This window comes from Nocardia sp. NPDC050408, from assembly GCF_044458905.1.
Lineage (GTDB): Bacteria > Actinomycetota > Actinomycetes > Mycobacteriales > Mycobacteriaceae > Nocardia.
In genome coordinates, this window is the sequence record NZ_JBITIL010000001.1 from 177815 (window position 1) to 197847 (window position 20033).

The following is a 20033-nucleotide window of genomic DNA, read 5'->3' on the forward strand; positions in this document are numbered from 1 at the left end:
GTGAGTGATGGCAGACCAGCCCGAAGGTTCCGCCGAGTACACCGACGATTCGCAGGAGAGATCCAGCGGTGTCGGCGAAAAGGCGGCGCGTGTGGCCAACGCGGCACACGACATCGGAGGTTTCATCAGGGCACAGCGAGAAGCCGCGCAAGTCTCGTTGCGTCAGCTCGCCACGCTGGCGGGAGTGAGCAATCCGTACCTCAGCCAGATCGAGCGCGGATTGCGTAATCCGTCCGCTGAAGTACTCGCGCAGATCGCAAAGGCACTGCGGGTCTCTTCGGAGGTGTTGTACGTACGGGCTGGCTATCTCGAGCAACGGCCGCACAGTCCGGTCCGGGATGCCCTGCTTGCCGATACGTCGATCAGCGAGCGGCAGAAGCAGGTGCTGCTGGAAATCTATGAATCGTTTCGCCGGGAAAACGGAGGAAGCGAGCCAGGGGGGAACGAGTGGGACAGCGACGTTCCGAGCACATCACCAACTCCGCCACGCCAGGAGAGCGAAGAATGACCGAAAACGCAACCATCAAGCCACTGTTCGCAACCGTCGGTGCCGGTGATGCCGTGTACACCGCGGTTGTCGACGCCGTCAGCCAGGTGCGTGAGCGCGCCGCCACCGCCGATGTCAGCGGTCGCGTCGAAGAGGCGCGCGAGCGGTTCGCCAACGTACCCGCCGATGTCCGGGCCCAGTTCGAGACGCTGCGCGAGCGGCTGTCCGGACTGCCCTCGGAGTTGCCGGAGGACCTCGCCGAGTTGCGCGAGAAGTTCACCCCGGAGGAGCTGAAGGCGCTCGCCGAGAAGTACTACACCCAGGTGCTCGACATCTACGCGGATCTGGCTGTGCGCGGCGAGGAGACCGTCGAGCGGCTCCGCGCCAACCACCTGGTCGAGGATCAGATCGAGCGCGTCGAGACGCTGTACAAGGATGCGGCCAGCCGCGCCGAGGATGCCCTCGCCAAGGTCAACGAGTTGATCGGCCGTCCGGTCAAGGAAGAAGACGAGGCCGAGGTCGAGCCGGTCGTCGAGGCCGAGGTCATCGATGTGACCACCGAGACCGCGCCCGCCACCGACGGCGCCGCCGCCAAGAAGGCTCCGGCCAAGAAGGCGCCCGCCGCCAAGAAGGCTCCGGCCAAGAAGGCGGCCCCCAAGAAGGCCTGACGCCCTTACCTTCTCCACGCCGACGGCCCCGCACACCCGACGTGTGCGGGGTCGTTGCTTCTATGATGGGCTGGTGGACACAGCGCACGGATTGGCCAGCTGGATCTTGTACGGGCTGCGGCTCTTGGCGCTCGGCGCGACGATTTTCGCGCTCATCCACGCCATCCGCCAGCGTCCCGACGCCTTCACCGCGGTCGACAAGCTGACCAAACCGATCTGGATCGCGATCCTCGGTGCCGCGCTGTTGTTCCTGCTGCTGTCGCTGAGCGTCACGAGTTTGCTTGCGCTGGTGTCGATTATCGCGACCGGCGTGTACCTGGCCGATGTGCGGCCGAAGGTGGACGAGGTTCAGCGCGGGCCGCGCTGGTAGTAGTGCGCTCGGTTGAGCTGTCGGGGGAGTGCGGCGCTCGCGGTTGGCTGCGTCGTGCTCGGCACGTCCGCCAACTACTCCCCGGAACGAATGATCTCTTCGATATTGCGCTCAGCAAGCGCACAGATCGTCAACGAGGGGTTCACTGTTCCGGTGCTGCCGGGTAAAGCCGCCCCGTCCATCACGTACAGGCCTCGATAACCACATACCCGACCGTACGGGTCCGTCGCGCGTCCGATCACCGCGCCGCCCAACGGATGTGAGGTGAATGAGGCGTCCGCCTCCAAGGCCGGTTGGGCGATGGACGGGCATTGGCAGGTCGCCTTGTTGTTGACTTCCCGCGCTCGCGCCAGGTAGTCGGTGGCACCGTTTGCTGGCCACTGCAGCGCGACGCTCCCGTCGGTCGGGTTGTAGACGAAACGGCCGCGCGTGTCGTCGAGCACAATGCCCAGCGACGCGACGATACCGATGTCGAAGGGCGTCGTGCCGGGGACGAACCAGTTCTCCAGCGACACGGGTGCGCCCGCCTCGTCCAGAATCCGGCTCGCGGACGGCGTGCCCTGCGTACCGACCTCGAGCGAGTTCGCAGGCCGCGCCAAGGCGACGTCGCCGTTGCTGCCCCAGCCTTCGCCGATATGCTCGTTCAGGTTCGGCAGCGCTCCGGTTTCCCGCGCGCATACCAGCAGCTCGGAGGTGCCGATGGAGCCCGCGGCGAGGAACAGCTTGTCGCAGGTCAGTGTTCGTATGCGGAGCACCTCGCCGGTAGGTGCGAGTTTGGTCACGGTGACGGTATAGCGACCCGACGCTCCCGGTTCCTTGGCGACGGCGTCCACGCGATGGCCGGGATAGATCTGGGCGCAGCCGGTGTCCTCGGCATAGCGCAGGTAGTTCTGGCTCAGATCGAACTTCGCGCCGTTGGAATTGCCGAGGTTCGAACAGCCGACCGTCGCCGACGGCATCGATCGTCCGGTCAGCTCGTCGCGGATGACGTCCCAATTCCAACTGCCGTCGATGCGCTGCGGCGTGTAGCCGGCCGCGCGGACCTGCTCGTCCCAGGCCCGCGAGTGGGTGAACGCGAAAGAGTCGTAGATATCGTTCGGTATCGAGCTCAGCCGCAACGTATTTCGGACCCTGGGGTAGTAGACGTCGTGCATCTCGCGGTAGTCGACCACACCCTGGAACACGCTGTCGAAGAACCGCTGCTCCGGCTCGATCATCACTCCGGTGAACACCACCGAACCACCGCCCACGCATGCACCGTGCCACACGTCGATACCCGGATAACTGGAAACGTCGAGGACCCCGCCGAACGGATCGATTTGCACCGGGATCTTGTTCACGCCGGTAAAGGTGGCGCGGTGCCAGAAGCCGCGGCCATCCGGAATCGTGTCGGTGGCGAAGATGTTGCGCCACGGATCACTGGGCCAGCGCGACCCCCGCTCGAGCACCGCGACCTGGGTCCCCGACTGCGCCAGACGCAGGGCGGTGATCGACGCCCCGAATCCCGATCCGATGACGATCGCAGGCACATGATCGGCCGGGTCCGGCAGCGGCGCGAAGATCTCCGGCACCAGCGTGCGGTACACCGACGATCTCGGGCTCGGGCTGTAGTCATCGGCCCGCGCCGCAAGCGTGCTTCCACTCGCAAAACCCAGCATCGTCGCCAGGCCAGCGCCCTTGACGAAACCGCGCCTGTCCATGGTGCCTCTCACCCGATCCGAAAGTTGCTCCAGCAGCCGATAGCTCCAGTCCGTCCATAGCGGCTATCTATCATATGAAAAGGGGGAGTCGGAGGTGACAACATGTGGATACGCGTATGGATCCGGTGGCTGATGATGCATGGCGTGCCACGGTTCTACCTCCTGTGGGCGGCGCGTCGGGGCGATCCCCTCGGACAGATCGCGGTCGGTCCGGATCGTTTGCTCGGCTCGTCGCAGTACATCGAGGAGATCCGCCAGCGAGGCCGGATGCCCAAGGTGTCGGGTTTGCGCGTGACCGCGGACTACGAATTGTGCCGACTCATCCTGCGAGACCGTCGCTTCAGCGTTGTCACGCCCAACCATTCGGCCTTGCCGAAGCCCATCCGCTGGGTGATGACCAAAACGGATCCTGGACTTCCCAACCTCGCGGAGCCACCCTCGATGCTGGTGACCGATCCGCCCGACCACACCCGGTACCGACGCCTGGTCGGGCAGGCGTTCACCCCGAAGGCGATCGCCAAACTACGGGAGCGGGTTGTCGAAGTGACCGATGACCTGCTCGACCGCCTGGAATCGGAGCCGCGACCGGATCTGATCGTCAACTTTTCCGCACAGTTGCCGGTCGCGATCATCGCCGAGATTCTCGGGTTGCCCGCGCATATGCATTCGACCCTGCTGAAGTGGGGAGATTCCGGTGCACCGCTGCTCGAACGCGGCCTGAGCTGGAGCACCTACCGCCACGCCATCGACGACTTGGCCGAGGTGCAGCGGTACTTCGACCAACACCTCGATGGACTCACCACCCAGCCGGGCGAAGATGTGCTCAGCATGCTGGTGAAGGGTGGTGAGCTGACTCGCCGCGAGCAGATGGCCAATGCGGCGCTGCTGCTGGACGCCGGATTCTTGACGACGGTGAATATGCTCGGCAACGGAATCGCCCTGCTGACAAGCCATCGTGACCAGCTGGAACTGCTGGCGGCGCGGCCGGAGCTGTGGCCACGCGCGGTCGAGGAAATCCTGCGCTACGACGGACCGGTGCGGATGACGGGCCGAGTCACGAACTGTGAGGTTCACATCGCCGATCAGCGCGTCGAATCCGGATCCCTGGTCCTGCTGTCGTTGGCGGGCGCAAACTACGACCCCGCCGTCTTCCCCGATCCCGAACGATTCGATGTGACCAGGGCCAACGCCGCGGATCATCTCGCGTTCGGCAGCGGGTTGCATGGTTGCCTGGGCGCCACGCTGGCCCGATTGGAGGGCTCCATCGCGCTGCGAGCCCTCTTCGAGCGGTACCCGGATCTGTCTCTGGACGGTCCGCCGATACCGCATCCCCTGCGCAATCTGCACGCCTACCGCTCCATGCCCGTCAAACTGAGTGCTTGAGCCGGTCGCGGCTGAGGTTGGGGATGGCCGTATTGAGCGCTCGCGGTCTGCGCGCGGTGGTCGGCTAGTCGGGAGATTGGGCTCTCGGCCCCAGAGGTAGCTGGGCGACGGGTGCTGGGCGGGAATTCGGTGGGTGGCGGGTGCTGGGCGGGAAAATTCGGCAGCTGGCGGACGCCGGGCGCGCGAATTCGGTGGGCGGCGGGTGCTGGGCGGGAAATTCGGCAGCTGGCGGATGCCGGGGCGCGCGAATTCGGTGGGCGGCGGGTGCTGGTCGGAGATTCGGCTGGGCGGCGGGAATGGATTTTCGATCGACTTGGAGAGATCTGGTCGGAGGAACGGAGATTCGATTCGAGTGTGGTCCGCAGGTGGGCGCAATGGTTGGTTCGTGCTGGTGACGGCAGGTTTGAACCTTCGAGCGGTTGGGCGGATGGGCCCGGATTTGTGATCGGTCACAAGGATGGGCGGGGAGAAGTGGGGATAACTTTTGGGGTGCTTGCACTAGCAAGCACGGCGGTTTGCGTTTAGTGTATCGGGGAGTAACACAAAGGAGTGTCCGATGCGTGCAATGCCGCCTGCGCTGGTGGACTTCCCTGGTCGGGTCCGGGGGTTGCTTCACACACACCGCGCCAACCTGCGGTCGCGTACCTATGCGACCGCGGCCTTCAATCCGCCGACCGGGCCGTATGAGGTCGTTCCGGTGGTCACTCGGGATGGTGCGCGTTTGCGCGTACACGTCTACGGACCGGCCGATGCGCAGACGATCGTGCTGGTACACGGCTGGACCTGCGCCATCGAATACTGGAATGCGCAGATCAACGAGTTTGCCGATCAGTACCGCGTAGTCGTCTACGACGTGCGCGGTCACGGCGAGAGCGAACTCGGCTCCAGCCCTCTGACCACCGATCTGCTCGCCGACGATCTGGCCACTGTGCTCGATGCCACACTGCGCCCGGGCGAGCGGGCGGTTGTGGTCGGCCACAGCCTCGGCGGCATGACCCTGCAGGCCTGGGCCGGACGTTATCCGGACCGAGTCGCGAAGCAGGCATGCGCAGTACTGTTGACCAACACTGCGCCGGGGCGACTGATCGCCGAGACGACCGTCCTCCCGTTCCTCAATGCCCCACTCCCGTTGCTGAATTGGCGAATCGCGCTGCCGTACGCCCTCGGCCGCCTCGGCCTCGGCGCCGCGCTCGTCTTCCCGCCGATCGCCCCGGTGAAGTGGGCGTTCGCCCGACAGATCATGAGCTCGCGCTCCACCGGCGACGTAGTCGACTACAGCCTGGCGGTCGTCCGCTCCTGCCCCGCCCGCGTCCGTGCGAAATTCGGAATCCTGCTCGCCGAACTGGATCTCGGCGAATCGGCCCGCAACCTCGTCGTACCGACCACAATCCTGGCCGGCGAATTCGACGATATGACCCCGCCGGTACACGCCGAGCGAATCGCCGAAATGCTCAGGGAGACAGGCAGCCTGGTCAAGTACGAGGTGCTCCCGCAGGGACATCTGGGAAACACCGAGATGTACGAGCGGTTCAACGAGGAACTGGTTCTGATCCTCGATTCGATGCGTCAGCTCGCCAAAGCAGCCGGGTAAGGGGTCAGGAGAAGACCACGGTTCGGCGGCCGTGGACCAGGACGCGGCCCTCGAGGTGCCAGCGAAGGCCGCGGGCCAGGACTACGCGTTCGATATCGCGGCCCTGGCGGACCATATCGCGGACTTCGTCAGCATGGTCGATGCGGATCACGTCTTGTTCGATGATGGGACCCGCGTCGAGTTCGGCGGTGACGTAGTGACAGGTCGCCCCGATCAGTTTGACGCCGCGAGCGAAGGCCTGATGGTAGGGCCGGGCGCCGACGAACGAGGGCAGGAAGCTGTGATGGATATTGATCGCCTTGCCTGCCCAGTGTTCGCACAGTTCGGCGGGCAGCACCTGCATGAAGCGGGCCAAGACGACGGCGTGCGGGTCGTGGGCGTCGACCAGGGCGCGGACTTCCTCGAAGGCGGGGCCGCGTTCGGCCGGATCCTTCGGGAAGGGCACGTGGTGGAACTTCACGCCGTGCGCCTCGGTCATCCCAGCGAGGTCCGGGTGATTGCCGATCACCGCTTCGATGGTGGCAGGCAGTTCACCGCTCGCGGCACGACCGAGCAGATCGTGCAGGCAGTGGCCGTCTTTGCTGACCAGTAGTACGGCTCGGCGACGCTCACCGGAGTCCAGCAGTTGCCACTCTGTCTCCGTGCCGAAGTCGGCCGCGACTCCGGCGAACCGGTCGCGCAGTTCGGCGATGCCGAACGGCACCGTCGACGCCTTGATCGCCTGACGGGTGAAGAACCAGCCGATATCCGGATCGGAGTGATAACCCGCCTCCACAATGGACCCCCCGAACTCCGCGATGAAGGAGGTGATCCTGGCGATGATGCCGGGACGGTCCGGGCACCCGAGGGTGAGCACGTAGCGTCGGTCGTCCGAGGCAGGTGGAGCGGAACTCATGGGCTCATCCTCCCAGGTCGAGTATGTGCAATTCGCACCACCTGCGGGACCAGGTGTTGAGCGACCTCGCCGCCGAGAAAGCGCTCTTGGCGGGCCGCTGTCGGTGTTTGCCTCCACCGAGACATGCTGATCTTGAAATCGTCGGCCCCGACCCGTGCCCGGAAAACCCGCAGCGACCCACCTACAACTCGTAAAACGGCTCCGCATAACGGAATTCACCAGTGATCTGCGAGTCATACGCCGACAGCGTGCGCACCTGGAAGTGGGAAACCCAGGCCGGTTCGTTCGGCGTTATGCCGAGGCGGGCGGCGGGCAGGAAGCCGAACTGGGGGTAGTAGTCGAGGTGGCCGAGCAGGCCGATCAGGGGTTCGTCGAGGGCGTCGGCGGCGCCGAGAGCGGCGTGCATCAGGGCCGCGCCGACGCCATTGCCCTGATGTTCGGCCAGGACGCCGATCGGGCCGAGGGCGAGCACCGGGAACGGGCCGACACCCGCTCGGGTGAGGCAGACGTGGCCGATGACGGTGTCGTGTTCCACCGCGACCATCGATAGGGTGGGGATCCAGCCGGAGTCGCTGCGCAACCGGGTGACGAGGTCGACCTCGGGTGGGTCTTCGGTGAGTGCGGCCGTCTCCCGGTCGTTATCGGCGTTCGCGTACTGCGGTCCGAAGGCGCTGCGGTGGACGGCCGCGATCGCGGCGGCATCGTCGGCGCGTTCGCGACGGATCAGCACGGTGTCTTCTCCTCCTGAACGATTGGGCCATCCGCAACTGCGCAACACCTCGGCCGTGCAGTCGCAAGCGCTGTCTAGCTCCACCGACACTATCGAGTGTGCGCGATGTGTCGGAGGCACGCAACGGAATTCGCCACCGGTGTGCCAGACTCTCACCTTGTGGCAAATTCCGCGTCGCTGACCAGGGCCGAAGTGGCGGCCATGATCGATCACACGCTACTGGCGCCGGAGGCGACGGCCGCGGAGGTGGACGCGTTGGTCGCGCAAGCACGCGAACTCGGCGTCTACGCGATCTGCGTATCGCCGTCCATGCTGCCGATTCGGGCATCCGGCGTGGTGGTCGCCACAGTCGCCGGATTCCCTTCTGGAAAGCACCATTCGCTCGTCAAGGGCGCCGAGGCGCGCCTCGCGGTCGAGCAGGGTGCGGCCGAGGTCGACATGGTGATCGATGTCGGAGCCGCGCGCGCAGGCGATTACAGCGCGGTGCTGTCCGATATCGTGACGGTGCGTGAGGCTATGGGGGATCGCGCGGTGCTCAAGGTGATCATCGAATCGGCGGCGCTGTCCGATGCCGCGATCGTCGAGGTCTGCCGCGCCGCCGAACGTGCCGGCGCCGATTTCGTGAAGACCTCCACGGGATTCCACCCCTCCGGTGGTGCCAGCGTGCACGCGGTCCAGTTGATGGCCGAGACCGTCGGCGGACGTCTCGGTGTGAAGGCCAGCGGTGGCATCCGCACCTGCGAGGCCGCCGCCGAACTGATCGCTGCGGGCGCGACTCGTCTCGGACTGTCGAAATCCCGTGCGGTGCTGGAGGGTTTCCCGGCCTGATGCCGAACGCGTCGTCGAAGCATGCCGAGCGTGTGGGCTAATTCCTCTGTTGATTGCGATATCTCGGTCGGATCGCGTATGCCGCTGGTTCGACCGCGACGACGACCGCCACCGCGGGCGGTCGTCGCGGGCTTGATCCGCTCGTGCCCCTGCTGCGCACCGTCGGCAACCCAGACCTGCGTTGCTGGCGGACCTGGGTACAGCAAACGTGACTGATGACGCGGCGGCGGTCGGTCGAACCGGATGGAACCGAGGCCTGGGTCGGGCGTTGCATGGCGGATCCGACTACGGACCCCGGGGATTCGACAACCCAGCTATGGAAATGCCTACCTAGAACGCGTTTTCACCGACCGAAAGTCCGCTGCACCGCGCGGCCCGATGAGCCGCCTCAGCAGCTGACATTGCCGTTATTCTGCGCGGCGGGCAGTTCGGTGCGCCCACCGGCCAGCTTCACCACGACGCCGTTATCGGTGACCTTGACATCGGTGGCCTTCAGGCCCAGCGGGTAGCTCTGCAGACTCTGCGTGAACACTTCGACGATGCCCGACACCACATCGGTCGGTATCCCCATGCCGAGCAGCGCCGCCGACTTCGTCTCGATCTGCACGGTGCCGTCCTTGATCTCCGGCTTCACCTGCAGCTGCGCGAGTCCGCCGAGCACATCCAGGGTCAGCATCCCGGTCGACGATGCGGACGACACGCCGCTGACCAGGCCGCCGAGCGTCTCCCGGATGCCGTCGTTGCCCCAGGTGACGTCGGCTGAGGAGCTGCCGATGGTGCCGCCGCTGCCATTATCGCTGATCTCGACGTCGTTGAACTTGGCGTGCACCACCATGCCGACGGCCGGACCGAACTTGGAATCGTCGCTGTTCACCTTCAAGTGATCGACCTTCCCGTCGATCCAGGTGATCAGCATCGGCTTGGCTCCGAAGCTCACATCGATCTTCGAACCCATATCCTTCTCGAACTGTGTGCTGATGCACCGCGAAACCTGGTAGCGCGCGTATGCCTCCCCGCCGACCAGCACGGTAGCGAGCAGAATTGTGACCACGACGAGCGCGATCACGAGTGCCCGCCGGTTGACCGCCCGGGGCGGTGGGCTCTGCGTTCCTGTGTTCATGGGTCGCTCGTTGGGCTGGCTCATGCGCTCGATTCTTCCCGACCTTTCTGTGCTCGCTATGAGGGCGCTGTGAGGGGTTCGATTGTGACATGTGACACAGAATTCGAGCGTAGCCTGGTCGACATGGCTGGCGATGCGGCGGGCCGTGCACGCGATTCCGCCGAGCACGGGTGGCGTGTGCTGCGGCGATTGGCTGGGCGCCATGCCGGGTTCTTTACTACCAGGCAGGTGCTGCGCGCCGGATGTGAGGCGCGTGTTCGCGTCGGTCTGGGCGACGGCTCGGTGTCGCGAGCCGGGGTCGGGATTTTGCGGTTGGCCGAGTGGCCCACCGGCCCCCTCGACGAATACGCCATGTGGGCGGCTTGGTTCGACGGGGCCGCCGCGGTATCGCATCAGAGTGCTGCGGAGTTGCATGGACTCGGTCGACTACGGCCGCGATTCCTGCATTTGTCGGTCGGTTCCGGACGACCGCCGGTCACCCCGCGACTGGTGGTGCTGCGCCGCCCGCTGATTCCGGCCGATCTCGAATCCGCGGGCGCATTTCTGGTGACCACGCCGGTGCGCACGGTGCTCGATCTGGCCGAGGCCGATATCGGGCAATCCGCATTGGATGAGGTGGTCGGCGATGCGGTTGCCATCCATCGCTGCGATAGCGACGAAATCCGGTCCGCGAGTGTGCGACTACCGCCGCGTGCGGCGGCACGGGTGCGCCGGGCCCTCACCGCTGTGTGATCGGCGCGGTGAAGTCGCGAATGATCCGATTCGGCTATCAATTCGGTCGATCTCCGGTTTTGCCCGGCGCGCAATCATGGCAGGGTGACTGACCATGGGGACGGTAGGTCAGGGCAAGTGGGATCTCGTCTTTCCGTCCGGAGCGCCCGAGCGCATCGGCGATATGTTCGCCACCGCCGTGGTCGCCGATGCGGTGCGCAGATATGACGCCGACCTCGCACAACAGGTCGAAACCTGCCGTGACTGGCGCTGCGGCTACCGCGGCATCTTCCGTGGCCTGACCGCGCTGGCCGCGAGCTCGCCCGCGGTGTCGGTGGGGACCGCGACCGACGGTTTGCGGGCCGCACGCCAGCTGCTGCGTTTCGTGACCGGGCACACGATCGCACCGCTGCACAGCGTCGACATCGATGCGATCGCCACACCCGATGGACTCCAAACCGGTCGGATCGACGGTACTGCGAAACCTGCCCCCAGACTCGAAATCCCGTTCCGTGGAGAACTATTGGCCGAAGAGGCGCTGTGGCAGCAGCTGACCGACTGGCGTCGCCGCGGCATAATCGAGCCTGCCTTCGCAGCGGCGGTGGAGCGGGTGATCGATCATCCGGAGTGGTTGTCGCTGCCGGGTTTTCGAGTGATCGTGACCGGGGCGGCGGCCGAACTCGGTCCGCTACGGCCGCTATTGCACTGGGGCGCTGACGTTCTCGCGATAGACCTACCCGGAGCGCAGCGATGGCGCGAGATTTCGGACCTCGCGAAGGCGGGAGCGGGTCGGCTGCGCTACCCCGTCACGGCGGGACCCGGCGCGGATATCACCAGGCAGTTCCCGGCATTGGTGCACTGGATCCGCGCCCAGTTCGACCGCGACGCCCGCCCGGTATTCGGCCTGTACGCGAATGGTCCCGGACCGCAAGGGGTTCGACTGGCCGCGGCCATGGATGTCCTCGTCGAGGATCTGCTCGAGCACCGCGATGACGCCGCCATCGCATACCTCGGTTCGCCGACCGACTGCTATGCCGTGCCCGAGGACGTCATCGCGGACGCTCACGCCCGTCTGCGCGAGCGCGGCGTCGGCCCGCACCTGTTGCGCGTGCTCACCGCATCAGCCCTGTACCGGCCCAACTACCGCACCACGAACCCCGACCACCTCGGCGCGACCTGGAGCGTCGCCGACACACTGCTCTCCGCCGAGGGGCCGAATCACGCACTGGCCCAACGCCTCCTGCGCTGGCGCACGGTCCTCGCGCACACCGCGGGCCGCACGGTCTCATGTGTCGTCGCACCACCCGCCATGACGAAATCCCTCCGCGCCCAACGCTCCCTCGCCGCCTCCTACCGCGGCGCCCGGCACTTCGGCATCGAAGTCTTCGAGCCCGACACCGCCCGAACTCTGCTGGCGGCCAAGCTCGTTGCCGATCTCTCCGCCCCACCCGAAGCCGACTCGAACCCCGAGAACATATTCGTGGCCGGTGCCGCCCACGGCGGCCTCTGGCGTCAGCCCTTCGAGCCGACCTCGATCCTCCCGCTCGCGGCGCTGACCGGCTATTTCCGCACGCTCCTCGGCCGTCCCTGACGACCGAGGCCGATCGCCGCCGGGTCTTCTCGGGCGCGCGTCGCCGACCGAGAAGCCCCCGCCACCAGTGCCACCTGATCTTGATCTAAGGCGTTGAGTTGGGGGCGACGACGGGCCAGGGGACCGAGAGCACACAGTCGCGCATGCGGCGGCGATAGGTGCGGACCGGGTAACCCTCCTGGCGGAGGGTCTCGGCCGCTGCACGCCAGCGCACTCGGGGGCCGAAGGGGGCGAGCGGCGCGGCACGAGCCCACGCGCGATCAGCGGCCGTCAGCAGCGCGTGGATCGGTTCGCCGGGAACGTTGCGGTGGATCAACACCTTCGGCAGGCGCTCGGCGATATCGGACGGACGTTCGACCGTGAACGGATCCCACGCCAGGGTGAGCGAGAGCGGTCCGGATCGATCCAACAGCACCCAAGCGCAACGCTTGCCCAGCTCATCGCAGGTGCCGTCGACGAGTAAACCGGCCGGATCCATCCCGGACAGAATGGTGGCCCACGCATCGGGAACGGCCGGCTCCGGATATTGGCGCAGCACATTGAACGCGCGCACCAGCACCGGCCGCAGTCCGGCCAATTCGAAGCCGCCGCGCGCGAAGGTGACGCCGTCGCGGGCGGGCACCACACGTTCCGGATCGATCTCGAGCCCGACCACCCGCACGTCCGCGCGGACGGTGCGCAGGCGGGCCGCCAACTCCAGCGTGGTCCACGGACTCGCCCCATAGCCGAGGTCGACGACCAGTGGATCGGCCGCATCGCGCAGTCGACCGGTGACCAACTCGTCGTGGATCAGCCAGCGGTCGCTACGTCGTAATCGATTGACACCAGTGGTGCCCCTGGTGATGGTGCCGACCGGCCTCAGCGGGTCGGGTTTTGCTCTTCCAGCCACTTCACGGTCTGCTCGGCCTCGCCGCGGAACAGGTCGACCAGGTTGACCAGCATCAGCTGTTCGAGTCGCGGGCCGACCATTGGGATGAACACCTTGGCCTCGGAGGAGAATCGCATGGTGCAGCCGGTGTCGGTGGGGAACAGGCGAATGGTGCCGCCGAGGCTGCCCGGCCCGGCCGGAATGGAGGCCGAGAACTTGCCGACCGACTCGTTCTCGTCGAACGGTCCCCAGCTCTCCTTGCGGGTGATGACCATATCTTTGCGCATGACCGCCTGCGCGATCTCCGGCAGCATGTCGCGCGGCAGGATGTGGTTCAGCACGACATCGATACCCGAGTCGCTGACATCGAGGCTCGCGACTTCGTTACCGGGCGCTATTTTCGACATCTCCGCGCACCGGTCTTCCCAGTACTCCCGGGTCGACATCGCCGCGTACAGCTCCTTGGTGGTGTGCAGCGGGAAGCGGGCTGAATAGTCCAGTCGGCGAGCCATGAGGGTGTACGTTACCGGGACCGCATGCCGCCGCATCGCTCGGCGGTGGGTCTGGGGATTCGCCACAACTCCACACTCACGCCACGCGGAATCAGCACATCGTGTTCACTGCCCTGCCGACCAACCTCAGTGCTTGCCGACCCAGTTGTTCGTGAATTCTTCCTCGTTGGCCAGCAGTTCGGTCAACCGCTCGGCGATCGCGGCCTCGATCTTTCCGCCGAACAGCGGAATCTTCACCTCGATGGTGCCCTTGGTCTGTGCCACCGAACCGGAGCCGTCGGCCGTGAGCTCGATTGTCCCGTGGACCTCGGCGGGCGCACCCTCGACCCGCGCGGTGAAGGTGGCCGAATCGCCGGTCCAGCGCTCGGTGCGCGGGATGATCAGATCGCCGGGCCGCACCGCGGTGATCGCCGGCGGCAGCAGTTCGGCGGCGATGATCTGCGCCATCTCGACAATGACCTGGTCGCCGTTGGCGGTGACCGAATCCAGCCGGGCTTTATCGCCACCCACCTCGGCGATGCGGTCCTTCCAGTACTGCTCATCGGCGAAGGCCGCGCGTACGGCGGCAACCGGAGACGAGTAGTGAGCCGTGTACGCCAGGGGTGTAGCCATGGTCGAACAGGCTACCGTCTGGGGCGTGCGAACTTCACGGGTGGTGTCGGCGGACCAGCTGCGCGAGCTGCTGGTCGATAGCGGTGCGCGGCTGCGCGAATCGGTGCGGCTGGCCGAGCTGACTACATTGCGGGTCGGCGGTCCGGCCACGGTCGCGGAGTGCGCGACGACCGAAGCGCTGATCGCGACGGTCCGGACGCTGGACACCGCGGGCATTCCAGTACTGCTGCTCGCGGGCGGATCCAACCTGCTCGTCGGCGACGACGGCTTCGACGGTGTGGTGGTCCTGGTGCGCAACGAGACGGTCGAGATCGGCGCGGACAGTGTGGTTGCCGAAGCAGGTGCGAACTGGGACGCGGTGGTCGCGGCCACGATCGAGGCCGGTCTCGGGGGGCTGGAATGCCTGTCGGGCATTCCCGGATCCGCCGGTGCGACGCCGGTACAGAACGTCGGTGCGTACGGCGTGGAGGTCGAGAGCCTGCTGCGCCGGGTGCGCCTGCTGGACCGCGCGAGCGGTGAGATCCGCTGGGTCGAACCGGCCGAACTCGGCTTCGGCTACCGCACCAGCGCCCTCAAGCATCGCGATACCGCCGTGGTGCTCGAGGTGGACTTCGCACTCAATCCCGACGGCTCGAGCGCACCGTTGCGCTACGGCGAACTCGCGAACGCACTCGGCGCGGACAATGGTGACTCCCGTCCCGCCGACCAAGTCCGGGCGGCGGTGCTGAAGCTGCGCGCGGGCAAGGGCATGGTCCTCGACCCCGCCGATAACGACACCTGGAGCGCGGGCTCGTTCTTCACCAATCCGGTCGTTGCGAACCATCGGGTCGAGCAAGTGAAGGCTGCGATCACCGCCCATGTGGGCGATGTCACGATCCCGACCTATCCGGCTTCCGACGGCGTCAAATTCTCCGCGGGCTGGCTCATCGAACGGGCGGGTTTCGCCAAGGGTTTTCCGGGCCCGGACGCCCCGGCCCGGCTGTCTACGAAACATACGTTGGCCTTGACCAACCGCGGCAGCGCGACCGCCGCCGATCTGGTCGCACTGGCCCGTACGGTCCGCGACGGTGTAGCCGAGCGATTCGGGATCCGGCTGGAACCTGAGCCGGTACCCATCGGGGTGGCTCTCTAAACGGTGAAACGGACACCACACTCTTCGCTGGCCGGGCACCCGGTTTTCGCCGCGTAAATTCGATGAAGTGAGCCATCGCCCAGTCATTCACAGACCGGCCGCCGCCGTCTCCGCCGTGCTGCTCGTGGTAGTCGCGCTGATGGCCGGATGCACGTCCGACAAAGGTGGTAAGAGTGACTCCGCCGAAGACAACGCCCCCGTCGCGAAGGTCACGCTGACACCTGCCGCCGACGCCAAGAACGTCAATCCGACCGCACCGATCTCGGTCACCGTCACCGACGGCACCATCGACCAGATCGCGCTGACCAATGCCAACGGCAAGCAGGTCGCCGGCGAACTCGCCGCGGACAAGCACAGCTACCGGACCACCGAACCGCTCGGCTACGACGCCGAATACACCTGGTCCGGCACCGCAGTAGGCCCCGACCACAGGCCGGCCCCGATCGAGGGCACCTTCACCACCCTGGCGCCGAAGAACACCTTCCCCGCGACGCTCAATATCGCCGATAACCAGGAAGTCGGCATCGCCGCGCCGATCATCTTGCAGTTCAAGGGATCTGTGCAGAACAAGGCCGCCGTGGAGAAGGCGCTCACGGTCACCACCAACCCGCCGACCGAGGGCGCCTGGGCCTGGTTCCCGGACGACAACGGCGGCTCGCGCGTGCATTGGCGGCCGAAGGACTACTGGGCGCCCGGCACCACCGTGCACGTCACGGCCAAGCTCTACGGCCTGGATCTCGGCGGCGGAAACTACGGATATTCGGATCTCACTTCGGATTTCCGCATCGGCCGCAGCCAGATCGTCAAGGCCAACGCACCGAGCCATCGCATGCAGGTCGTTCGCGACGGACAGATCGTCTTGGACTTCGCGGTCAGCTACGGCCAGGGCAATGAAGCGCGCAACGTCACCCGTTCCGGTGTGCACGTCGTCACCGAGAAGTACGAAGACTTCATGATGTCGAATCCGCCGTTCTACACCAACGTTCGCGAACGCTGGGCCGTACGCATCTCGAATAACGGCGAATTCATTCACGCCAACCCGGAATCCCTTTCGGCACAGGGCTCTTCGAATGTCACCAACGGCTGCATCAACCTGTCGCCGACCGATGCGCAGGCCTTCTTTCCGACCGCCCTCTACGGCGATCCGGTCGAGGTAACCGGCACATCGATCGCGCTGTCGGCCGCCGACGGCGATCTCTACGACTGGACCATCGATTGGAATACCTGGACGGGGCTGTCGGCATTGCAGGGCGAGCCCAAGAATCCGGTATCCGCGACACCCGTGCCGCCGCTGCCGGCCGGTGGTCGCTGAGCTAGGCAAACCCAGCGCGACATGCGACGATCGGTCAGGTGACCAGCAAACCAGCCACGGAGGACCACCTACGCGAGCTCGCGCGCCTGCGTCGCATCCGTGACCGGATCGACCGGGAATACGACCAACCGCTCGATGTCGAGCGGCTGGCTCGCGACGAGCACATATCGGCCGGTCACCTGAGCCGCCAGTTCAAGCTCGCCTACGGCGAGTCGCCGTACTCCTACCTGATGACGCGGCGCATCGAGCGCGCGATGTCGTTGTTGCGGCGCGGCGATCTCAGCGTGACCGAGGTCTGTTTCGCGGTCGGCTGCCAGTCGCTGGGGACCTTCAGTACGCGGTTCACCGAGCTGGTCGGGATACCGCCCAGCGCCTACCGGGAGCAGGCCGAACACGCCACGGTGGACCTGCCGACGCTGGTCGTCAAAAGGGTGACCAGACCGATCAGGAATCGAGAAGCGCGGGTCACCTAGCAGCAATTAGCGTGAAAGCCATGGACATCATCATTCAAGCGAGCTTCCTTCCACAGGACGACCCGGAGGCCGCCCTCACCTTCTACCGCGACGCCCTCGGCTTCGAGCTGCGCAAAGACGTCGGATTCAACGGAATGCGCTGGCTCACCGTCGGCCCGGTCGACCAGCCCGGCACATCCATTGTCCTGCACCCACCGGCCGCCGATCCGGGCATCACCGATGAGGAGCGCCGCACCATCGCCGAGATGATGGCCAAGGGCACCTACGCCAGCATCCTGTTGGCTACCAAGGATGTCGACGCTACCTTCGAGAAGGTGCAGGCCACCAATGCCGAGGTCGTCCAGGAGCCGACCGATCAGCCATACGGGGTCCGCGACTGCGCCTTCCGTGATCCCGCCGGAAACATGGTCCGTATCCAGCAGTTGAGCTGAGTGCGATCGCTGCGCTCGACGCCGGTGACTACCGCGGGTCACCGGCGTCGAGCCAACGGCAAGCCACTTGCCACGACTCCCGCCGTAGAAGAACCGAAACGCACTGCTCGAAGCTGATTAGATCGAGCTAGTGGACTCCGACGGAGACCGCGCAGGCGGCCCGCGCAACCAGATGGAGAACCGATCGGCATGGCCAAGAAGATGGACACGCAACCCCACGCTGCCGACAGCCACGATCTGATCCGCGTGCTCGGCGCACGCGTGAACAACCTCAAAGACATCAGCATCGAAATCCCGAAGCGCCGGCTGACGGTGTTCACCGGTGTATCCGGCTCGGGCAAGAGTTCGCTGGTATTCGATACCATCGCCGCCGAGTCGCAGCGGCTGATCAACGAGACCTACAGCAGCTTCGTGCAGGGCTTCATGCCCACACTTGCGCGGCCCGAGGTCGACGTGCTCGACGGGCTGACCACCGCGATCATCGTCGACCAGCAGCGCATGGGCGTCGATCCGCGCTCCACGGTCGGCACCGCCACCGACGCCAATGCCATGCTGCGCATCCTGTTCAGCCGACTCGGCAAGCCGCATATCGGCTCGCCGCAGGCGTTCTCCTTCAATGTCGCTTCGATCAGCGGCGCGGGTGCGGTCGCGATCGAGCGCGCCGGGAAGACGGTGAAGGAGCGCCGCAGCTTCAGCATCACCGGCGGCATGTGTCCGCGCTGTGAGGGCCGTGGTTCGGTCAACGACATCGACCTGACCCAGCTGTACGACGATACGAAATCGCTGAACGAGGGCGCGCTCACCATCCCCGGCTACAGCATGGACGGCTGGTTCGGCCGCATCTTCACCGGTTGCGGCTTCTTCGATCCGGATAAGCCGATCAAGAAGTACAACAAGCGCGAACTCAACGATCTGCTCTACAAGGAACCGACCAAGATCAAGGTCGACGGCATCAACCTGACCTATGAGGGCCTGATCCCGCGGATCCGCAAGTCGATGCTGTCCAAGGACGTCGACGCGCTGCAGCCGCATATCCGCGCGTTCGTGGAGCGGGCGGTCACCTTCCAGACCTGCCCCGAATGCGATGGCACCCGGCTCAGCGAGTTGGCGCGATCGTCGAAGATCAAGGGCATCAGCATCGCTGACGCCTGCGCTATGCAGATCAGCGATCTGGCCGAATGGGTCAGCGGGCTGAAGGAACCGTCGGTGGCGCCGCTACTGACCTCGCTGCGGCATACCCTCGACTCGTTCGTGGAGATCGGGCTCGGCTACCTCTCGCTGGAACGGCCCGCGGGCACGCTGTCGGGCGGTGAGGCGCAACGCGTCAAGATGATCCGCCACCTCGGCTCCTCGCTCACCGACGTCACCTACGTATTCGACGAGCCCACCGCGGGCCTGCACCCGCATGACATCCAGCGGATGAACGAACTGCTGCTGCGGCTGCGGGACAAGGGCAATACGGTGCTTGTGGTCGAGCACAAGCCGGAGACGATCGTCATCGCCGACCACATCGTCGACCTGGGTCCCGGCGCCGGTACCGGCGGCGGCACCGTCTGCTTCGAGGGCAGCGTCGATGGGCTGCGCGGCAGCGGCACCATTACCGGCCGCCACTTCGACGATCGGGCCGCGCTGAAGGAGACGGTGCGAAAGCCCAACGGCGCGTTGGAGATTCGCGGGGCATCGACGAACAACCTGCGTGATGTCGATGTAGACATTCCGCTCGGTGTGCTCGCCGTCATCACCGGTGTCGCTGGCTCGGGTAAGAGTTCACTTGTGCACGGTTCCATTCCGGCTGGCGCGGCTCGACTCGATGGCCGCTCCGCAAGCTCCGCGGACGTGGTGTCGGTCGATCAGGGCCAGATCCGCGGCTCTCGGCGGAGCAACCCGGCGACCTACACCGGACTGCTGGACCCGATCCGCAAGGCCTTCGCGAAGGAAAACGGTGTCAAGCCGGCGCTTTTCAGTGCCAACTCCGAGGGCGCATGCCCCAACTGCAATGGCGCGGGCGTCATCTACACCGACCTGGCGGTCATGGCCGGTGTGGCGACCACCTGTGAGGTGTGCGAGGGCAAGCGGTTCCAGGCCGCGGTGCTCGAGTACCACCTCGGTGGCCGCGATATCAGCGAGGTGCTCGCGATGTCGGTGGCTGAGGCGCAGGAGTTCTTCAGCGGCGGCCCGGCGCGTACACCGGCCGCGGAGAAGATTCTCGACCGGCTCGCCGATGTCGGGCTCGGCTACCTCACCCTCGGCCAGCCGCTCACCACGCTGTCCGGCGGCGAGCGGCAGCGGCTCAAGCTGGCCACTCATATGACGGAGAAGGGTGGCGTCTACGTCCTCGACGAGCCGACGACCGGCCTGCACCTCGCCGATGTCGAACAGTTGCTCGGCCTGCTCGATCGGTTGGTCGACTCCGGTAAGTCGGTGATCGTCATCGAGCATCACCAGGCGGTCATGGCGCACGCCGACTGGATTATCGACCTCGGTCCCGGCGCCGGCCACGACGGCGGCAAGATCGTCTTCGAGGGCACGCCCGCCGACCTGGTCGCCGAGCGTGCCACCCTCACCGGCGAACATCTGGCGGCATACGTCGGCGCATGAACGAGAATCGCCCCCGCTCGG

Annotated in this window: 20 protein-coding genes; 13 read left to right on the forward strand and 7 right to left on the reverse strand. The window is 66.0% G+C overall.

Going from position 1 to position 20033, the window contains the following annotated elements:
• The first annotated feature begins 7 nt into the window (after nucleotides 1-7).
• The 3 genes from ACIBJI_RS00885 to ACIBJI_RS00895 all read left to right on the forward strand — a co-directional run bounded on the left by ACIBJI_RS00885 (nucleotide 8) and on the right by ACIBJI_RS00895 (nucleotide 1525).
• Nucleotides 8-508, forward strand: coding sequence for a helix-turn-helix transcriptional regulator (locus ACIBJI_RS00885; RefSeq protein WP_364356334.1), 501 nt, complete (start codon nucleotides 8-10; stop codon nucleotides 506-508).
• Nucleotides 505-1155 (forward strand): heparin-binding hemagglutinin, encoded by a 651-nt coding sequence (locus ACIBJI_RS00890; protein WP_396958281.1) that lies wholly within the window; start codon nucleotides 505-507, stop codon nucleotides 1153-1155. Before ACIBJI_RS00885 ends, ACIBJI_RS00890 begins: the two co-directional genes overlap by 4 nt.
• Before the next feature lie 73 nt (nucleotides 1156-1228).
• Complete coding sequence (locus ACIBJI_RS00895) at nucleotides 1229-1525, forward strand: DUF2516 family protein (RefSeq protein ID WP_396958282.1); 297 nt, start codon at nucleotides 1229-1231, stop codon at nucleotides 1523-1525.
• A gap of 74 nt (nucleotides 1526-1599) precedes the next feature.
• On the opposite strand, the gene ACIBJI_RS00900 is transcribed toward ACIBJI_RS00895, so the two are convergent.
• On the reverse strand, nucleotides 1600-3225 hold the full coding sequence (locus ACIBJI_RS00900) for a GMC oxidoreductase (protein ID WP_397082637.1): 1626 nt from the start codon (nucleotides 3223-3225) through the stop codon (nucleotides 1600-1602).
• A 102-nt stretch (nucleotides 3226-3327) separates the two neighbouring features.
• On the opposite strand from ACIBJI_RS00900, the gene ACIBJI_RS00905 reads away from it, so the two are divergent.
• Nucleotides 3328-4608, forward strand: a complete 1281-nt coding sequence (locus tag ACIBJI_RS00905; RefSeq protein ID WP_396958284.1) for a cytochrome P450 — start codon at nucleotides 3328-3330, stop codon at nucleotides 4606-4608.
• Between the two features lie 556 nt (nucleotides 4609-5164).
• Nucleotides 5165-6199, forward strand: coding sequence for an alpha/beta fold hydrolase (locus ACIBJI_RS00910; RefSeq protein ID WP_396958285.1), 1035 nt, complete (start codon nucleotides 5165-5167; stop codon nucleotides 6197-6199).
• Between the two features lie 4 nt (nucleotides 6200-6203).
• Here ACIBJI_RS00910 and purU read toward each other — a convergent pair whose 3' ends face one another.
• A complete protein-coding gene (purU, locus tag ACIBJI_RS00915) occupies nucleotides 6204-7094 on the reverse strand; it encodes a formyltetrahydrofolate deformylase (protein WP_396958286.1) in 891 nt (296 codons plus the stop codon).
• Between the two features lie 181 nt (nucleotides 7095-7275).
• The gene (locus ACIBJI_RS00920; RefSeq protein ID WP_396958287.1) at nucleotides 7276-7824 is read right to left on the reverse strand and encodes a GNAT family N-acetyltransferase; all 549 of its coding nucleotides are present in this window, start codon (nucleotides 7822-7824) and stop codon (nucleotides 7276-7278) included.
• Nucleotides 7825-8025: 201 nt separating this feature from the next.
• Between ACIBJI_RS00920 and deoC the strand changes: the two genes are divergently transcribed.
• Complete coding sequence (deoC, locus tag ACIBJI_RS00925) at nucleotides 8026-8652, forward strand: deoxyribose-phosphate aldolase (RefSeq protein WP_364356413.1); 627 nt, start codon at nucleotides 8026-8028, stop codon at nucleotides 8650-8652.
• 388 nt (nucleotides 8653-9040) lie between these two features.
• On the opposite strand, the gene ACIBJI_RS00930 is transcribed toward deoC, so the two are convergent.
• Complete coding sequence (locus ACIBJI_RS00930; protein WP_364356310.1) at nucleotides 9041-9772, reverse strand: DUF2993 domain-containing protein; 732 nt, start codon at nucleotides 9770-9772, stop codon at nucleotides 9041-9043.
• Nucleotides 9773-9895: 123 nt separating this feature from the next.
• On the opposite strand from ACIBJI_RS00930, the gene ACIBJI_RS00935 reads away from it, so the two are divergent.
• Together ACIBJI_RS00935 and ACIBJI_RS00940 are read left to right on the forward strand one after the other, a co-directional pair.
• Complete coding sequence (locus tag ACIBJI_RS00935) at nucleotides 9896-10504, forward strand: hypothetical protein (protein WP_364356307.1); 609 nt, start codon at nucleotides 9896-9898, stop codon at nucleotides 10502-10504.
• Between the two features lie 94 nt (nucleotides 10505-10598).
• On the forward strand, nucleotides 10599-12074 hold the full coding sequence (locus ACIBJI_RS00940; RefSeq protein WP_397082639.1) for a hypothetical protein: 1476 nt from the start codon (nucleotides 10599-10601) through the stop codon (nucleotides 12072-12074).
• Between the two features lie 85 nt (nucleotides 12075-12159).
• Here the strand turns inward: ACIBJI_RS00940 and ACIBJI_RS00945 are convergent, their stop codons facing one another.
• From ACIBJI_RS00945 to ACIBJI_RS00955, 3 genes are all read right to left on the reverse strand, one after another.
• Nucleotides 12160-12963 carry a class I SAM-dependent methyltransferase gene (locus ACIBJI_RS00945; protein ID WP_397082641.1) on the reverse strand — a complete coding sequence of 268 codons (804 nt, stop codon included), beginning with the start codon at nucleotides 12961-12963 and terminating at the stop codon, nucleotides 12160-12162.
• Nucleotides 12933-13454: a DUF2505 domain-containing protein gene (locus ACIBJI_RS00950; protein WP_364356298.1), complete on the reverse strand. Its 522-nt coding sequence runs from the start codon at nucleotides 13452-13454 to the stop codon at nucleotides 12933-12935. Before ACIBJI_RS00950 ends, ACIBJI_RS00945 begins: the two co-directional genes overlap by 31 nt.
• 126 nt (nucleotides 13455-13580) lie before the next feature.
• Nucleotides 13581-14066, reverse strand: a complete 486-nt coding sequence (locus ACIBJI_RS00955) for a DUF2505 domain-containing protein (RefSeq protein ID WP_364356295.1) — start codon at nucleotides 14064-14066, stop codon at nucleotides 13581-13583.
• A 40-nt stretch (nucleotides 14067-14106) separates the two neighbouring features.
• Here ACIBJI_RS00955 and ACIBJI_RS00960 point away from each other — a divergent pair, with 40 nt between their 5' ends.
• From ACIBJI_RS00960 to ACIBJI_RS00980, 5 genes are all read left to right on the forward strand, one after another.
• On the forward strand, nucleotides 14107-15198 hold the full coding sequence (locus ACIBJI_RS00960) for a UDP-N-acetylmuramate dehydrogenase (protein ID WP_397083029.1): 1092 nt from the start codon (nucleotides 14107-14109) through the stop codon (nucleotides 15196-15198).
• A 139-nt stretch (nucleotides 15199-15337) separates the two neighbouring features.
• On the forward strand, nucleotides 15338-16510 hold the full coding sequence (locus ACIBJI_RS00965) for an Ig-like domain-containing protein (protein ID WP_397083031.1): 1173 nt from the start codon (nucleotides 15338-15340) through the stop codon (nucleotides 16508-16510).
• Between the two features lie 38 nt (nucleotides 16511-16548).
• On the forward strand, nucleotides 16549-16983 hold the full coding sequence (locus tag ACIBJI_RS00970; protein ID WP_364356292.1) for a helix-turn-helix transcriptional regulator: 435 nt from the start codon (nucleotides 16549-16551) through the stop codon (nucleotides 16981-16983).
• A gap of 20 nt (nucleotides 16984-17003) precedes the next feature.
• Nucleotides 17004-17414, forward strand: a complete 411-nt coding sequence (locus tag ACIBJI_RS00975) for a VOC family protein (protein ID WP_364356289.1) — start codon at nucleotides 17004-17006, stop codon at nucleotides 17412-17414.
• Nucleotides 17415-17603: 189 nt separating this feature from the next.
• Nucleotides 17604-20012 (forward strand): ATP-binding cassette domain-containing protein, encoded by a 2409-nt coding sequence (locus ACIBJI_RS00980; protein ID WP_397082643.1) that lies wholly within the window; start codon nucleotides 17604-17606, stop codon nucleotides 20010-20012.
• The last annotated feature ends 21 nt before the right edge of the window (nucleotides 20013-20033 follow it).

Excerpts from the sequence above, each read along its gene's own strand:
- ACIBJI_RS00950 (WP_364356298.1), bottom strand. The coding sequence starts at position 13,454 with ATGGCTCGCCGACTGGACTATTCAGCCCGCTTCCCGCTGCACACCACC.
- ACIBJI_RS00900 (WP_397082637.1), bottom strand. The coding sequence starts at position 3,225 with ATGGACAGGCGCGGTTTCGTCAAGGGCGCTGGCCTGGCGACGATGCTG.
- ACIBJI_RS00910 (WP_396958285.1), top strand. The coding sequence starts at position 5,165 with ATGCGTGCAATGCCGCCTGCGCTGGTGGACTTCCCTGGTCGGGTCCGG.
- ACIBJI_RS00940 (WP_397082639.1), top strand. The coding sequence starts at position 10,599 with ATGGGGACGGTAGGTCAGGGCAAGTGGGATCTCGTCTTTCCGTCCGGA.
- ACIBJI_RS00885 (WP_364356334.1), top strand. The coding sequence starts at position 8 with ATGGCAGACCAGCCCGAAGGTTCCGCCGAGTACACCGACGATTCGCAG.
- purU (WP_396958286.1), bottom strand. The coding sequence starts at position 7,094 with ATGAGTTCCGCTCCACCTGCCTCGGACGACCGACGCTACGTGCTCACC.
- ACIBJI_RS00965 (WP_397083031.1), top strand. The coding sequence starts at position 15,338 with ATGGCCGGATGCACGTCCGACAAAGGTGGTAAGAGTGACTCCGCCGAA.
- ACIBJI_RS00980 (WP_397082643.1), top strand. The coding sequence starts at position 17,604 with ATGGCCAAGAAGATGGACACGCAACCCCACGCTGCCGACAGCCACGAT.
- ACIBJI_RS00905 (WP_396958284.1), top strand. The coding sequence starts at position 3,328 with ATGTGGATACGCGTATGGATCCGGTGGCTGATGATGCATGGCGTGCCA.
- ACIBJI_RS00930 (WP_364356310.1), bottom strand. The coding sequence starts at position 9,772 with ATGAACACAGGAACGCAGAGCCCACCGCCCCGGGCGGTCAACCGGCGG.
- ACIBJI_RS00955 (WP_364356295.1), bottom strand. The coding sequence starts at position 14,066 with ATGGCTACACCCCTGGCGTACACGGCTCACTACTCGTCTCCGGTTGCC.
- ACIBJI_RS00935 (WP_364356307.1), top strand. The coding sequence starts at position 9,896 with ATGGCTGGCGATGCGGCGGGCCGTGCACGCGATTCCGCCGAGCACGGG.
- ACIBJI_RS00975 (WP_364356289.1), top strand. The coding sequence starts at position 17,004 with ATGGACATCATCATTCAAGCGAGCTTCCTTCCACAGGACGACCCGGAG.
- ACIBJI_RS00890 (WP_396958281.1), top strand. The coding sequence starts at position 505 with ATGACCGAAAACGCAACCATCAAGCCACTGTTCGCAACCGTCGGTGCC.
- deoC (WP_364356413.1), top strand. The coding sequence starts at position 8,026 with ATGATCGATCACACGCTACTGGCGCCGGAGGCGACGGCCGCGGAGGTG.